This window comes from Vibrio cholerae ATCC 14035, assembly GCF_000621645.1.
GTDB lineage: Bacteria > Pseudomonadota > Gammaproteobacteria > Enterobacterales > Vibrionaceae > Vibrio > Vibrio cholerae.
On the sequence record NZ_KK211322.1, the window covers coordinates 121217 to 137189 of the forward strand.

General features: G+C 48.0%; 11 protein-coding genes. 2 read left to right on the forward strand and 9 right to left on the reverse strand.

Going from position 1 to position 15973, the window contains the following annotated elements:
* Positions 1-28 precede the first annotated feature (28 nt).
* The 9 genes from T411_RS0116255 to hemL form a co-directional block, all read right to left on the reverse strand.
* Positions 29-1024, reverse strand: a complete 996-nt coding sequence (locus T411_RS0116255; RefSeq protein ID WP_000042558.1) for an ABC transporter ATP-binding protein — start codon at positions 1022-1024, stop codon at positions 29-31.
* Between the two features lie 42 nt (positions 1025-1066).
* A complete protein-coding gene (locus tag T411_RS0116260; RefSeq protein ID WP_000211036.1) occupies positions 1067-2050 on the reverse strand; it encodes an ABC transporter ATP-binding protein in 984 nt (327 codons plus the stop codon).
* A gap of 2 nt (positions 2051-2052) precedes the next feature.
* Positions 2053-3078, reverse strand: coding sequence for an ABC transporter permease (locus tag T411_RS0116265; protein ID WP_000646270.1), 1026 nt, complete (start codon positions 3076-3078; stop codon positions 2053-2055).
* Between the two features lie 2 nt (positions 3079-3080).
* Entirely contained in the window at positions 3081-4067 is a 987-nt protein-coding gene (locus T411_RS0116270; RefSeq protein WP_000540337.1) for an ABC transporter permease, read from the reverse strand.
* 169 nt (positions 4068-4236) lie between these two features.
* Complete coding sequence (locus T411_RS0116275; RefSeq protein ID WP_000880698.1) at positions 4237-5907, reverse strand: ABC transporter substrate-binding protein; 1671 nt, start codon at positions 5905-5907, stop codon at positions 4237-4239.
* 910 nt (positions 5908-6817) lie between these two features.
* Positions 6818-10351, reverse strand: a complete 3534-nt coding sequence (gene chiS / locus T411_RS0116280) for a two-component system sensor histidine kinase ChiS (RefSeq protein WP_001883436.1) — start codon at positions 10349-10351, stop codon at positions 6818-6820.
* A gap of 63 nt (positions 10352-10414) precedes the next feature.
* The gene (rsmC, locus tag T411_RS0116285; protein ID WP_001183380.1) at positions 10415-11437 is read right to left on the reverse strand and encodes a 16S rRNA (guanine(1207)-N(2))-methyltransferase RsmC; all 1023 of its coding nucleotides are present in this window, start codon (positions 11435-11437) and stop codon (positions 10415-10417) included.
* Between the two features lie 72 nt (positions 11438-11509).
* Positions 11510-12595, reverse strand: a complete 1086-nt coding sequence (locus tag T411_RS0116290; RefSeq protein WP_001290813.1) for an AI-2E family transporter — start codon at positions 12593-12595, stop codon at positions 11510-11512.
* A 253-nt stretch (positions 12596-12848) separates the two neighbouring features.
* The gene (gene hemL / locus T411_RS0116295) at positions 12849-14147 is read right to left on the reverse strand and encodes a glutamate-1-semialdehyde 2,1-aminomutase (protein ID WP_000167257.1); all 1299 of its coding nucleotides are present in this window, start codon (positions 14145-14147) and stop codon (positions 12849-12851) included.
* Between the two features lie 283 nt (positions 14148-14430).
* On the opposite strand from hemL, the gene erpA reads away from it, so the two are divergent.
* Both erpA and vexE read left to right on the forward strand, forming a co-directional pair.
* Positions 14431-14772, forward strand: a complete 342-nt coding sequence (erpA, locus tag T411_RS0116305; protein ID WP_000005741.1) for an iron-sulfur cluster insertion protein ErpA — start codon at positions 14431-14433, stop codon at positions 14770-14772.
* Positions 14773-14869: 97 nt separating this feature from the next.
* On the forward strand, positions 14870-15970 hold the full coding sequence (gene vexE, locus T411_RS0116310; RefSeq protein WP_000484214.1) for a multidrug efflux RND transporter periplasmic adaptor subunit VexE: 1101 nt from the start codon (positions 14870-14872) through the stop codon (positions 15968-15970).
* Positions 15971-15973 lie beyond the last annotated feature (3 nt).

The window sequence follows — 15973 nt, forward strand, 5'->3', positions numbered from 1 at the left end:
AGCTCCCTACGAGAGGGAGCTGCTGGTTTTATTTTTCAAACAGATAACAACGAACAAAGTGGTTGTCAGACAACTGAGTGACTTCTGGCAAGGCTTCGCGACATTTCGCGGAAGCGTACAAACAGCGTCCTGCAAATGGGCAGCCGACAGAATTCGGAGTCCACAGTGGGATCTCGCCTTTGTTGCCTTCCAATTTTTCGTGGATCGACTTTTTCGGATCAGGTACCGCAGAGACTAACAGCTTGGTGTAAGGGTGCTGTGGATCGTGAATGATCTCATCGGTATCACCCCATTCCACCATGTGTCCTACGTACATAACGGCTAAATCTTCAGCGATGTAGCGAGCGGTCGCGATGTCGTGCGTGATGTATAGCAGAGACATTTGACGCTCAAACTTCATCTCTTCCATCAGGTTGAGTACGCCTGCACGGATTGACACATCGAGCATTGAAGTGGGTTCATCAGCCAGAACAACCTCAGCACCAACAGCAATGTTACGTGCTAAGTTAACGCGCTGACGCTGACCACCAGAAAGTTGGTGCGGATATTTCGCGGCCGTAGCTTTTGGTGGGATGAGGCCGACTTGTTCAAGCAGTTCGTAAACACGCTCTTCCAACTCTTTTTTGTTGCCCGGCGTAACCTTTTTGTGGATCAGCAGCGGGCGAGCAATGTGGTGGAAAATGGTATGGGTCGGGTTGAGTGAGCCAAACGGATCTTGCCATACCATCTGTACGCCTTCGCGGTAATGCATCAGGTCGTCACGAGAAACGATGTCCTGAATATCACGGCCTTTGTACTCGATAACCCCAGAGGTCGGCGCGTACATTTTGGCGATCATCTTGGCGGTGGTGGATTTGCCTGAGCCAGACTCACCCACCACAGATAAACCGCGACTTTTGTACATTTTGAATGATACGTCGTTGATGGCACGCATCATGGGTTGTTTGAGTGCGTTACTGTTGATGGCAAAATCTTTAACCAGATTTTTTCCCTCAACCAGTAATTCGCCATGTGGTTTGCTCATAATTGTCTCCAGAAATTCTTTGCTACTGCTTTGTCGTACGCCTTAGCGTTTTATAGTGGCGTTCGATTGCGTATAGAGATGGCAGTTAGAAAAGCGGCCATGCTCGATTTGGCGCAGTACGGTCGGTACCTTAGTACAAGCTTCATGAACTCGGTCACAGCGAGCTTGGAAACGGCAACCTTGAGGAATGTCCAACAGGTTGAGTGGGTTTCCAGGGATCCCTGTGAGTTTTGTTTTTGGTCCAGTTAATGGTGGAAAAGAACTTCCCAACCCTTTGGTATAAGGGTGGTAAGGGGTTTCCAGAATTTGTTTTGAAGGAGCCACTTCAATCAATTCACCGGAGTACATGATGCCGATACGGTCTGAGAACTCGACCATCAGTGACAAGTCATGAGTAATGAACAGAATAGAGAAACCAAACTCTTCTTTGAGTGCGTAGATCTTCTGCAGAATTTCACGCTGAACGACAACATCTAGCGCGGTCGTAGGTTCATCCATAATGATCATTTTTGGATTGAGCGCGAGCGCAATTGCAATCACCAAGCGTTGACGCATACCACCCGAGAACTGGTGCGGATAATCGTTAAGACGGCTTGGGTGAATATCCACAATTTCTAACAGCCCTTCAGCACGACGTTTGGCTTGTTCACGCGTCATATTGGTATGGCGCATGATCACATCGCAAAATTGCTCTTCCATGGTCAGAACTGGGTTCAGCGCGTTCATCGCACTTTGAAATACCATCGACATTTCTTTCCAACGGAACGCTTGCATGCGCTCATCACTGTATTTCAGGATGTCTTCACCGTTGAAGATCACCTCGCCACCAGTGATGAACGCGGGCGGCTTATGCAGGCGCATCAGCGAGAAGGCAACGGTGGATTTACCACAGCCGGATTCACCCGCAAGGCCAAACACCTCGCCGGGGGCTAAATCAAAGCTCACATTGTTACAGGCACGGACGTCACCAGCATCGGTAATGTAGTCCACGCATAAGTTGCGGATTGAGATTAATGGCGTAGTCATGATTATTTATCTCCGCTCCAAAGTGCATTTTGTGGTGGTACGTTTGGCTCACGCGCTTTTTGGTCTTGCTTGGCAAGGTTTTTCCAACGCTTCATGCCTTTATGTGAACGCAACTGTGGGTTAGCAATTTCGTCAACCGCAAAGTTCAACAGCGCAAGGCCTGTGACCAGCAGAGTCAAAGATAAACAAGGTGCCAGCAGTTCCCACCAAGCGCCGATCAGCATCGAAGATGAAGTTTGTACGTTGTAGAGCATGATGCCCCAGCTGATAGTGTTTGGATCGCCCAAGCCTAGGAAGGAGATCGTCGCTTCCATCATGATCGCGTACATCACCGAACCGATAAAACTTGCGCCGACAATCGAAATCAGGTTTGGCAGAATCTCAATAAAGATGATGCGCCATGAAGATTCGCCTAGTACTTCTGCGGCTTTCACAAACTCTTTCTCACGCAGTGCCATGGTTTGCGAGCGAACCACCCGCGCACCCCAAGCCCAGGAGGTACAGCCAATAATCAGCGCTATGGTGAGAGGTCCCGCTTCCCCAATAAAGGCAGCTAATACGAACAGCAGTGGGTATTGCGGAATGACCAGCATGATGTTCATTGCGGCGGTGAGGAAATCGTCGATTTTCCCGCCAAAATAACCCGCAGAGACACCGATGACGGTGGCTAAGAAACAGACCGTGATACCAGCGCCGAAGCCCACAGCTAAGGATACGCGAGCACCATAAGCCACTTGTGACCACACATCACGACCCATACGTGTGGTGCCTAGTATGTGGTCAGCTTTTTTCGACATCGCTAGAGTGCGGCGATCTGTCGCTAGGTTTTCGGCAATCCAGCCATCAGGATTCGCTTTAGCCGCTTTTACGACAAAAGCGGGGTATTCGTGCGGATTACCCGTGCGCTTGTCTGGCTCATGAGAGGTAAGAAGTGGTGCGGCGACCGCGAGCAGAAAAAACAGGCCTAAGATGGTGACACCAATCATCGCCATACGGTTGCCGCGTAAGAGTTTCCAAAGTGCTTTCATGATTATTTACCTCCCTTGCGTAAGCGAGGGTCAAGAACAACGTATAACATGTCCGCCAGCAGGTTAAAGAACAGCATGAACAGCGTCATGATCAGCAGCTGACCTTGCAGAACTTGGTAGTCACGTGCGGTAATCGCGTTGAACAGTACAGTGCCTAAACCTGGGTAGTTGAAGATGATTTCGATAATCAACTGACCACCAATCGCCATACCGAGCGACATAGAAAGAGCGGTCACACTTGGCAGTAGAGCGTTACGTGCTGCGTAGTTAAATACCACGCGGTTTTCGCTCAGGCCTTTGCCTTTTGCCATGGTGATGTAATCTTCAGCGAGCAGGTTAATCATGTTGTTACGCATGTTGACCAAGAAGCCACCGATCTGCACGATCGAAGCACAGAACAGAGGAAGAACGGCGTGATAACCGACGTCTTTGATGAATGCCCAACTCGTCCAATCTGGAGTGGTACCTGCTGTGTATGCGTAGCCAGTTGGGAACCAACTTAAACCGATAGCGAAAGTGAACATGGCGAGCATGGCAATAACCACTTGTGGTACAGCCTGAATCACCAGCATTCCCGGAGTAATAAAAGTGTCGTAACGGCTGCCCCGTTTCCATGCGGCAAAAATCCCCAGCACAGAGCCGATTGAGAAAGAGATGATAACCGCCGTTCCCGCAAGGAACAGTGACCAACCAAATGCACCACCAAGCAGCTCATTCACACTTAAAGGGTAGAATTTGATTGAAGTGCCCAGCTCCCAAGTCAGGATGCTTTTGATGTACGTCAGATACTGCACATACCAAGGACCTTCAACAAAGCCAAGTAACTGTTTCATGGCTTCGATACGTTCTGGAGTAACTTGTGCGGTTGCGTGAGCAAACATCATGGTGACCGGATCACCAGGCATGGCACGCGGAATAATAAAGTTTAATGTTGCTGCGACCAGCAACGCGGCAAAATAGAACGACAATCGTCTTAAAAAGTAACCCATAACTTACACCTTACTCACCCAGTTTTGTCCTGTCTCTGGTTTCAGGTCTCGCCCCTAGCGAATTTGAGAGCGAGAAATCCCCTGACGACGAGCGCCATATGTCTGCTTAACAACATGAGGGGATTTAGATAGGCGGCGCACAGCGTGCGCCGCAAGAAATGAACGTGTATTACTTAACTGGTTTCAGATCCAGTACGTGTAGTAGACGCTCTGGGATACCAGCCCAAACGCTTGGACGGCCCTTCGGATTTTCTTCGCTCCACCAGCCAGTGAAACGAGTGGTGTTGTACTGATACATCCATGCACCAGACATTACAGGGATAGTCACTTGGTTTTCAGCAATGATCTTCTGAATACCGTGAGCGATCGCTAACTGCTCGTTCTTGTCCGCTGTTTTGTAGAAGCTGTCTAGCAAACCATCAAGCTTCTTATCGGTGAAGTAGTGCATCGCAAAGCGTGGCATACCGTCGCCAGATTGTAGAGCTGAGTTGTAGCCGCTGTTCCAGTAAGTGAATGGGTCAGCGCCGTGGAAGTAGTTGGTATACGCAACGTCGTAAGTACCTTCTAGCATCGCTTGGTTATAAACCGCGAATTCAGGAGTACGTGCTTTCGCTTTGATACCCACTTCTTGTAGCTGCTCAACCGCCAGTTGAACTGTGTTGTTAAAGTCAGTCCAGCCGTTTGGAGATTGGATCAGCAGTTCAAAAGATTTGCCTGATGGAGTTTCAACGAAACCGTCACCGTTCACATCTTTGAAGCCCGCTTTTGCCAGTAGCTTCTTAGAGCCTTCAACGTCATAAGTGTTGAAGCCTTTGTACTTTTTGTGGGTCGCTTCATCAGACCATGCTTCGAATGCGTAGCCAAGGCCAGATGCGAAGTCGTTCACAGTACCGCTGCCGTAGAAGGCGATATCAATGATGGTTTGACGATCCAGAGCCATAGAGAACGCACGACGGAAATCTACGTTATCCAGTGCTTCTTTTTTCGCAGGATCTGGGTTTTTGAAGTTCACCATGAACGCCTGAGTACCCGCTGCTGGATACCAGTAGTGGTGGTTAGGGTTCGCTGCGGCGTAAGTACGGTCGATATCTGGAACGAATGAAGAAGTCCAGTCGAGCTCAGAGTTAACGATTTTGCCCAGTAGTTGGTCGTTGTTTGCGATTTGTGGAACACGCAGACAGTCAACTTCTAGGTTAGCGGCATCCCAGTAGTTCGGGTTACGACACTGGATGTACAGTTGTGGAGTGAAAGTGTCGATCACGGTGAAAGGACCAGTACCTACTGGATTTTCGTTAGTGAAGGTGGTTGGATCTTTCACGTCTTTCCACACGTGCTCAGCAACGATAGGGATCAGAGAAATTTCATAAGGTACGTTTGAGTTTGCTTCAGACAAACGGAAACGCACTTTGTATTCGTCAACTTTCTCAACGCTGGTAACCCACTTGTTGATACCACGTTGATCAAGTTCTGGTTTCGCTTTCAGCAGGCCGAAAGAGTAAACCACGTCGTCAGCTGTGAATGCTTCACCGTCAGACCACTTAACGCCTTTGCGGATATCGAAAGTCACGCTCATCAGGTCGTCAGCCATTTTGTAGCTTTCTGCCAGACGGAAAACAGGCGTATTACCTTTCATTTCATTGAATACAACCAGAGGTTCATAGATAAAGTCGGTGGTTGTACGCAGGTTAGTCGCTAAGTACGGGTTGAAGTTACGTACCATTGTAGGGTAGAAATCTGGCACGATGGTGAGCTCACTACGTGCAAACGCTGGAGCTGAAACACTGGTTGCTGCTGCGATTACTGCGGCGGCTAGTGCTGTCTTTTTAATATTGGCAAGCATAGCTGTTCCTTACTAGTTGCTTTCATTTCACTAATGGATGGAATGTCATCAATTGATAAACACTCTCCAAGACCTACCTCATCACTTTTACCCCGTCGGAGGGTGGGGAGTCATGAGTGGCCTGTAGGCCTTTGGCAGGAGTAAGAAAACACCTAGCCAAGAAATTTATCAATTGCAATTCCCGTTAAAAACGTCAAAACCTAGATGCCCTACGTCATTAACGTCAAAATACCTTCTGATGTGTGATTTTTGTACAAAAAACGCGAAGTGATTCAACTCGCAAAACGGGTACGGTTTAGCTAGGTTTGTTAGTGTTTACTTACTTATTTGGCCTTGTTTGATAATGGCTCTTTGCCTGAGTTATATTTGCGAGATCTCGCTCACTAGCCTGATTTTACGTTAATTTAATCGATTAAATTAAATCTGGCGAATTGTTGTGACTCCCTTCGCAATCTCAAACAAAGGCTGACTGAATCAGGAATTTGCTGCCCTTTCTTACCGTTTTATCCCGACTTTTTGAATACAAGAAGAGGGGAGTAATATGCTTTTTTTATCTCTTGAATCAAGTCTGAGTGTGTCACTCTAGTGCTCAATATGAAGGGACGAATTCCTCTGCGATTGGAAGCTGCGTGGTATTGGTTTTGTTGCTTCACCCCTATCACATAGTTTGCCTAGGCTCATGGGATTCACTGACTTGCCACCTACCTGCAACTCCAAGTTGTTTGGGTATAGTGCATCTAGAATGGTTTATCTGTGCTCATGGAGATAAATTCAGTTGTTGCCTAGCGGCAATTCAAGTTGCTTGGGTATGTCACTTCAAGACCCTGATTAACCGAGTTGGGAAAGCGTTTTGTTATGGACATAAAAAAACCACCCTGCGGTGGTTTTTATGGCTCGCTTGCGGATTGCTTTATTCACTGGTCAGGAGTTTTTGCAATTTATCGCGCTGCATTTCGATGTGAGTGCGTTCAGGGCCTGCTTCTTTGCAATGCTCAAGAATGTAGTCGAGCGAGTTCAGTACGGTTCGCCAACGCGGTGTTTTAGGCAGTGTCTCAATTCGTAAGTATTTGTCTAGGGTACGAGTTTGTAGGGTGCTGCGGTCAAGATAAACGCGCCACAAGCCACTTTGTTCGGCAAACGTGAACTTGCTTTGCCCTGAGACTCGTTCCCAATAGTTCAAGGCACTGGTCATGGCTTCGACTAACACGGCACGCATCAAATCTTGTTTCGATTGATACTCGCCCGAGGCTTTATCTGCAAGACGAGTAAACTCACCACCCAGTTCCTTGAGTTTTTGCAGCTTGTCTTTATCGCCTTCGAAGGCATAGCTAGACAGGGCTTCTACCGCGGTTTCGAGGTTATGAATCCGCGCGGCATTGACGCTGCCGCCGACATTAAAAATGTACATCGCTTGTAAGCCAGAACCTTGCGGCAAGCGAAGGACATCGGCAGAGAGGTGCTGGCGCACATCATCTACGTAAACATCAATATTGCCGCAGTAATGCTCTTGCTCAATATTCAAGAATTTAGGAGCAATCAGTTCTTCGGCGTTGGAGCGTTTGAGCTGCTCAGGGGTACGTCTAAATAAACGTGCTGCCGCTTCGTTAGCAAAACGTACTTTATTGCCCTCTTTAACGCACAAAATCGCTTCTGGCGCAGATTCTAACTGTTCCAATAATCGGCCTTGGGTTTCCAATAGGCTCGCTTCTACCATAGCGCGATGTTTCAACTCTTTTTGCAGTTGGGCATTCTCAATGCGGCGCAGTTCGGCTTTGCTCGCCGTGAGGTGAGCGACAATGCGCGCGGCCAGCTCTTGTTTGTTGAATGGTTTGGATAAGTAGTCATTGGCTCCAGCTTCAAACCCTCGTACCCGGTCATCAGACTGGTTGAGAGCCGTCAGCATAATAATAGGCAGTTCAGCGTGGTCGTAAGTTTGTCGAAGTTTTTCACACACTTGATAACCGCTCATGCCTGGCATCATGATGTCGAGTAACACCAATTCAGGTTTTTCACGTTTAATTGCTTCAAGTACTTGATGGCCATCTTGCGCGGTATGTACGCGATAACCTTCAAGACGTAAAAAGCTGTCCAGCACACGCAGGTTGACTGGTTCATCATCGGCGACCAACAGAAGTGGGCCATGTTCATTTTCGGGTAAGTTGCTTTGCTCGGGCAGTTCAGAATCCAACACTTCCGGTGCTTGGAAGTGGGGGAGTTCGGTCAAGCGCGCTTGAGCAATCTCTTCTTCGCTCGCCAGAGGCAGCGTGAAGCTAAAGGTAGTGCCAACCATCGGCTGACTACTTACGTAGAGAGTGCCGTGCATCAATTCGATTAACTGACGACTGATGGAAAGCCCGAGTCCTGCGCCTTGGCGATAGCGACTCGCATCATGGCCCGCTTGAATCAATGGCTCAAAGATGTGCTCCAGTTGTTCTGCCGGAATCCCTTGACCTGTATCCACCACCTGCACGCGCACTTTATCGTCAATATAGGTTGCGGAGATAACAATTTTGCCTTCGGAAGTGTACTTAATGGCATTGCCGATCAAGTTATACAGGACTTGCTCTAAGCGTTGAGGATCCGCAGAAACCCAGACCGGTTGTTCTGAGACTTGATTAATAATGCGCAGCGTTTTCTTGCCAAGTAAATGGTGAGAAAGCTCCAAGACTAAGCGCGTAGCGCTCGATAAATCGACGGCACACCTTTGAATATCCAGCGCGCCATAGCGCATTTTGTGGTAATCGAGTAGATCATCAACCAGAGTCGCCAAGCGCTGCCCACTGCTGATAATGATGTCGAGTTGATACTTGTGCGCTGCTGAAATCGGGCCATTTGCCCCCGAGATCAGGGCTTCGGCAATACCAATCATGCCATGCAATGGGGTGCGTAATTCATGTGATGTGGTCGCGAGGAACTCATCTTTTAGCTTATTCGCTAGCTGTAACTCATCGTTTTGCTTACGAATGATCAGTAAGTTGCTCTCTAACTCTTTATTTTGCGATTTGATCAGCGATATTTTTTCGCGAATGGAACGCTGCATACGCTCAAAACTGACCGCCAAGCGGCCAATTTCATCTTTGCGTTCGGTATTGATCATGGCTTCATCAAGATCGCCTGCCGAAACACGTTCGGCTGCCCATGTCAGCTTCAAAAGCGGTGAGGTAATGAAATTGGAAAGGTAATGCGAGGCGATGACCACTAAGACGATAGCCGTCAACATCGCAAAAACAAACAGTTTCTCTAACTGACGAACGCGAGCAAACGCTTCTTTCTCTGGCAGTTCAACCACCAGAGCCCAATGGATATTTTTCAAATTGATCGGTGCGTAGGCCGCGATGATCTGTTCACCATCGGTATTGGTGTAAGTGCCTACGGCGCGTTTGCCCGATAAGGCTAAATCGACCACAGCTTTACTTTTTTCAACCGCAATTTCGGCGGAAGTTAAGGTTCTTGAGCGGTGATCTTGTCCCACTAGAATGGTTTGCATCGAAGGATTGCTACTGCCTTCTGCGATGAGTTTGGTGATCGCATTGCTTGGTAAGCGGAACATCGCGTAACTATGCAAGTAGCCTTGCTGAATAATCGGTGCGCCAAGCCAAGCGTATTGTTTACCATCCTCTTGTACGAAATCAGAAATCACGACAGGGGTGAAATCTTCGTTGGTTTTGCGCTGTTCATTGACCGTTTGTTCTAAACGCTTGAAGGTATGGCCTAGATTGGTGTCTTGGTATTTGCCCGTTAATAAGTTGGTGCCAAAATTGTCGTATTTATAAATCGAATAAACGACGTTGCCATCAATATCGACCAATAAAATGTCATCAAAGTCCGACCGTTTCAGCAGTTCTAAGTAAGCCCAGTGGTAGCGTTTATGCAGCAGTCGATAGCGTTCACTGCCCACGTAGCTGCTTGATTGGGGGAGCACCGAGGTTTTTATTTGGTCACCCGATCCGGTGATATAGCGCTGCTGAGCATGTTCACGAGCCGCTTCAATACTGACGTCTAAACGCTGGAAAGCATTCACCAGACCATAAAAACGCCCGCCACTGGCATAAGCCAGCTCGGAGCGAACAAAACCCATCACTTCCGACTCTTTGGCCATCATGTAGTCGATGACCTGTTGCTGTTTATTATCCCGAACAGAAACGAGGTAAGAAGTGCTCTGCTGCTCCAGATCTTTACTGTGTGAATGTAGGAAAAACAACGCAGTAATGGTCAAAGGAATAATGCTGAGGGCCAAAAACGCAGCCATCAAGGTATTTTGCAGGCGTTTGAATTTTTGTTTTCGATAGAACCTAAACATAATTAAGGTGTTACTTTCGGTGAAACTCTGCGGCGATCGCCAAGCATGAGTGGGTGATAGACAAGAAAAACCTAAAGTAACGAAATTAACGAGTTTTTTTACTTTGACAAGTAAGTCCAAGCTAAAGCGTGGGCATAGACGCAAAAAACGTGAGGAGAATGCCGCTTTTGAGGCTGATTTACGTTAAAAGCGGCAAAATGTAACGAGTTATTTTTTTGCGTGATAGATGGCAAATTTATTGGTTTTAGCGGCGATATCGCAGTGACCAAACGCTTGCTCAAGAATTGGCGGATATTTCAAAAAGCTGTTTGCCACCACCCAGATGGAGCCTCCCGAAGCAAGATGATCTACAGATTCGGCAAGAAGACGCTCTGTGGCGCTATAGCTGGTCTCCAATCCCGAATGGAATGGTGGATTGGTCACAATATAGTTGTAGTGATGCCCGGTGTCGGAAAACATATCGGATGGATAAACGTGGCCGTGCAGTTGGTTAGCCACTAGGGTTTCTTGGCTAGAGCGAATCGCCAGAGCGCTGATGTCTGTCATCTCTAACTCAATATGAGGGTTGAGTTTTGCCATCACACAGCCCAAAACACCGGCACCACTGCCAATATCGATTACCTTACCACTCAGGGGGGGTAAGGTATCGAGCAGTAAGCGACTTCCCAGATCAAATTCGCCATGGCTAAAAACTCCCGGTAAGCTGCGGATCGTCAGCTCATGACCTTGATAGTCTACCGCGTAAGATTTAAACCATTGCTCAATATCAAAAGCGGCTGGAGTATGAACACAGTGTCCCCAATAAAATGAGCAGCGGCGTGCAGAGTCGTATTTGTGGATTGGGCCATAAGCGGCGAACATTTTTTCAATGCTCTTCACCCCAGAGCGGTTTTCACCGACCACCACAATTTCAGTGCCTGTACCGAGCTTTGCCAGCAGCATCGCGAGTAAGTATTCCGCTTCTTGCTTGGCTTTAGGCCAGTAAAGCAAAATCAGATCAGCATTGAGATCTGCTGTTAATTGCTCACCAAAGTAGCGAGTAATCTCAGGGTAAGCTTTGAGCTGAGAGTAGTAGCCGTAGTGCGTGGTAAACACCGAAACGGAAGCGCAATATTGACGAAGTTCGATAGGAAAACGATCTTCAACTTCGCCCGCGACCAACACATGCTTATCAGCAAAATAGTCGAGTTGACGAAGGGCGATTTCACTCGGGGCAGTATAAGGTTGCATGACACGCTCTACTCAAGAAAAGGGGGCAGATTTTCGCACACTCTGCCCCTTGAATGAAACCCTAACTTGGACTTAGCTTCGGTCTTGCTGATCTAAAAAGCTGCGAAACTCTTCTTCGTAGATATTAAACAGCACCATGGTGATGGCAAAAATCAGCGGGCCATAAATTAAGCCAATTAAACCAAACAACTGAATACCGCCGAGCAGGGAGAAGAAAATCATCAAGGTATTCATCCCTGCACTGCCTTGCATTAAGAAGGGGCGGAGTAAGTTATCAATCGAGCCCACAACCGCAACACTCCAAATGGCGAGGAAAATCGCCCAAGTCGTATCACCGGTTAAAAATAGATAGAGTGTCGCAGGGATCCAAATTAACGCAGTACCGACGACGGGGATAAAGGACGCAAAGCCCATCATGGTTCCCCAAAACAGTCCCGGGAAACCCGCCAGCCACATGCCAATTCCGCCTGCCACACCTTGCGCGATGGCGGTTAAAAAAGAGCCCATCACCGCTGATTTGGAGACATTTTCTATCTCGCTGAGCAGGCGATCTTCTTGGCTGCGAGAGAGGGGCAGAATATGGCGAATCGCACTGATGATTTTGTCGTGATCGCGCAGTAGGAAGAACAGCACAAACAGCATCAGGAAAAAATGCATCACGAAGCTGGTGGCATCCCCGAGAATTTTTGCGCTAATACTGACTAAATTACTGCCGAATGTGGTTGCAAACTGACCAATGCGTTGTGCGATTTGTTGGGGGCTGATCTCTTCAAAAGGCAGATAGTGATTGGCTAAGCTGAGCCCTTTGACCACCCAAGGATGGTTAAAGAGAGCCTGAATTCCGCCTTGTGTAACCCATGCGTAGAGGTTTTGTGAGAACTTAGAGCCTTGTTGAACGATGGCCCCAAAAATAAACAGTAGGGGAATAACGATGATAACGGTTAGCACAACACAAGATAAAAAGGCCGCTAAATTGTTGTGTGAAGGCAGTTTCTTTTCAAACCAATCATGGATTGGAAACATCAAGAGCGAAATGATGAAGGCCATTATTATCGAGTTGATGTAAGGCTCGACCAACCAGTAACACGCGAGTGCAGAAGCGAGCAGCGCCACAACTAATACGCGATGACTGGATGCTAATTTGATTTTTTCTGACACAGGAGTTGTCCACCTAAAGGAATTTGAAGCGTTATAATGACGCCAATTCAGCTGCTTAGCAATCCGGAGGTCGAGATGGGCTGTTGTGATAAAAATGAATGTTGTGACAAGAAAGCGAAACGTAGACCGATTCCGTGGTTTGGCGTAGTGATTTGTGCTCTCGTGCTACTGAGTCTCTATTATTGGCAATAGATCTGCACTCAATGAAAAAGGCAGCCGAGGCTGCCTTCGCAAAGTGGTGACCCACAGTAGGTTACGCTTTCGCTTCCGCTGCCAAAATCGCAAAGCTACGATCTGCGGCTTCCAACGTGGCTTCAATCTCTTTTGAACCGTGCGCCAGTGAGGTAAAGCTTGCTTCAAAGGCAGAGGGGGCGAGATAAACGCCGTGTTGCAGCATCAGATGGAAGAAACGTTTGAAACGCTCTACATCGCAACGGGCGACATCTTCATAGCAAGTCACTGTCTCTTGTTCGGTAAAGAAGAAACCGAACATGCCGCCAACTTGGTGTACTAAAAGTGGAATACCATGTTGATCGGCCAGAGATTTAAAGCCATCAGCCAGTTGCTTGGTTTTGGCGGCTAAGCGCTTTTCATTGCCTTCTTCACGCAGTAGATTCAGACAGGCATAGCCCGCTGCCATCGCGATTGGGTTGCCTGATAGTGTACCAGCTTGGTAAACCGGGCCTGTTGGGGCAATGTATTGCATCACTTCACGGCGACCACCAAAAGCGCCGACTGGCATACCGCCACCGATCACTTTACCAAGTGTCGTCAAATCGGGTTTGATGTTGTAGTGCGCTTGAGCGCCGCCCAATGCGACACGAAAACCAGTCATCACTTCATCGAAAATCAGTAATGCACCTTCTTGGTCACAAATTTCACGCAGCCCTTCGTGGAAGCCTTCCACTGGTGGGATACAGTTCATATTGCCAGCTACGGGTTCAACGATAATGCAGGCGATTTCACCTTGATTGGCCGCAAACAGCTCACGCACTGAGTCTAGATCGTTAAAACGAGCAGTTAAGGTGTGCTTGGCAAAATCAGCAGGAACGCCGGGTGAACTTGGTTGGCCTAGAGTCAAAGCCCCAGATCCCGCTTTAACGAGTAAGCTGTCGGCATGACCATGGTAACAGCCTTCAAACTTGATGATTTTGTCACGGCCTGTATAACCACGCGCAAGACGAATCGCACTCATCGTCGCTTCAGTGCCCGAGTTCACCATCCGCAATTGTTCCATTGAAGGAACGAGCTCAGAGACCAACTCTGCCATGGTAATTTCCATCTCGGTGGGTGCACCGAAACTTAAACCGCGTTGTGCTGCTTGAATCACCGCTTCACGAATTACCGCATGGTTGTGGCCGAGAATCATTGGTCCCCATGATCCCACGTAGTCAATGTATGCTTTACCATCGGCATCAAAAATCAGCGCGCCATCGGCACGATCAATGAAAATCGGTGAACCACCCACTCCGTTAAAGGCTCTAACAGGAGAGTTAACTCCACCCGGAATCGTGGTTTGCGCCTTTTGATACAACTCGGCTGATTTGGTCATGCTAGTTTCCTCTTATGATGAATCGGACCAATTTTGGGGCGCATTGTACGCCTATGCTCCAGTGGGTGAAATGTTTTCGCTACATTTTGATCGATTTTCCCTATCTGCATCCGCAAAATAGCGAGCAAGAAAGCGAATTTATCCGCCAAGTTGATTCGGATTAAGGCTAATACTTGAACGGCCAACTCAGGTATTAGATAATCGCCGCCATTATCATTATTAGATCGGCAGCACATCGGATTTTGCGGTGTTGTTGTATTTTCCACGACTGAGAGAGGTCATCGTGAGCGAAGTTAATGTTCCATTATCCTTTTCTGATGCGGCAGCAAAACGTGTTAAAGCGTTGATCGCAGAAGAAGAAAATCCATCGTTAATGTTGCGTGTTTACATCACTGGTGGTGGTTGTAGCGGCTTCCAATATGGCTTTACTTTCGATGAAACCGTCAACGAAGGTGACACCAAAATTGAGAATAGCGGCGTCATTTTGGTGGTTGATCCTATGAGTCTGCAATATTTGATCGGCGGAGTGGTCGATTATACCGAAGGTCTCGAAGGCTCAAGATTCTTCGTTAACAACCCCAATGCAACGACCACGTGTGGTTGCGGCGCATCATTTAGCGTCTAATCCTGAGATTTTTCAGGAAAATAAGGCCAGTCGATAAACTCGATTGGCCGACGCTGCGTATTAGGATGTCACGCAGCGATAACAATAAGGAATAGTTATGTTTCCGCTCAAAACTTCTTCACGTCAAGCGCGCGACTACTTTCTGCATCAACCTTGGCTGATTTCTTTTTCCTTCATTATTCTGTTAGCACTCTGGTTAGGCTTAGGCGATTCCAACGCCGAAGAGCCGCAAACGGCGATGGAAATACAAGTCCCTTTAGCCAAAGTCGGTTATCAAACGTTTAGCGCAACTCAAACCGATAAAGTTATCGAGCTGTACGGACGCACTGCGCCGGATCGGCAGGCTAAAATTGGTGCTGAAATTGCTGGGCGGATCGCCGAGGTGAAGATTGCGAAAGGGCAAATGGTCACCAAAAACCAGATAATCGCCTTGATTGATAAAGGCGATCTGGATGCCCAGTTAGAGCGAGCGAAAGCGCAGCTCAAAGTGCGACAACAAGAGTTTAATGCGGCTAGTGCACTGAAAAATAAAGGCTTACAAGGCGAAGTTGCTTTTACCAATGCTGCTGCTGCTCTCACAGATGCACAATCCTCGCTCAGTACTGTGCAACGTTTACTGGATAATACCCAAGTTCGCGCCCCCTTTGATGGTGTCGTGGAGACTTTACCTATCGAAAAAGGCGATTTTGTTGGGATTGGCGATCCGGTTGCCTCCATTATCGATCTGCACAAATTGGTGATAGAGGCTGATGTCAGTGAGCGACACATTCAACATGTACAGCTTGAACAAGCGGCGCGGATCCGCTTTATCGATGGCACGCAAACACAAGGTAAAGTCCGCTATATTTCAAGGCTCTCATCGCCTGCAACCAATACCTTTGCCATTGAAGTTGAGGTCGATAACCCACAACAAGCCATTCCTGCAGGGGTAAGCGCAGAAGTTGAGTTGAGCCTAATGTCTCAAGCCGCGATCAAAATCACCCCCGCCATGCTCGCGCTCGATGAAGAGGGCAACCTTGGCGTGAAAACGTTGCAAGGTGAACACGTCAAGTTTGTGCCAATCCAACTGGTGAAAGCAGAACAAGATGGCGTCTGGTTAACCGGACTTGGCGAGCAAGTGGATATTATTACCCGTGGACAAGGATTTGTTCGCGATGGAGATAAGGTTCTCGCCACTCAACTCAGCGCAACCCACTAGGAG

What these genes read in the sequence shown, in the direction of transcription:
- T411_RS0116255 (WP_000042558.1), bottom strand. Translation starts at nt 1,024, where the DNA reads ATGAGCAAACCACATGGCGAATTACTGGTTGAGGGAAAAAATCTGGTT.
- T411_RS0116260 (WP_000211036.1), bottom strand. Translation starts at nt 2,050, where the DNA reads ATGACTACGCCATTAATCTCAATCCGCAACTTATGCGTGGACTACATT.
- T411_RS0116265 (WP_000646270.1), bottom strand. Translation starts at nt 3,078, where the DNA reads ATGAAAGCACTTTGGAAACTCTTACGCGGCAACCGTATGGCGATGATT.
- T411_RS0116270 (WP_000540337.1), bottom strand. Translation starts at nt 4,067, where the DNA reads ATGGGTTACTTTTTAAGACGATTGTCGTTCTATTTTGCCGCGTTGCTG.
- T411_RS0116275 (WP_000880698.1), bottom strand. Translation starts at nt 5,907, where the DNA reads ATGCTTGCCAATATTAAAAAGACAGCACTAGCCGCCGCAGTAATCGCA.
- rsmC (WP_001183380.1), bottom strand. Translation starts at nt 11,437, where the DNA reads ATGCAACCTTATACTGCCCCGAGTGAAATCGCCCTTCGTCAACTCGAC.
- hemL (WP_000167257.1), bottom strand. Translation starts at nt 14,147, where the DNA reads ATGACCAAATCAGCCGAGTTGTATCAAAAGGCGCAAACCACGATTCCG.
- vexE (WP_000484214.1), top strand. Translation starts at nt 14,870, where the DNA reads ATGTTTCCGCTCAAAACTTCTTCACGTCAAGCGCGCGACTACTTTCTG.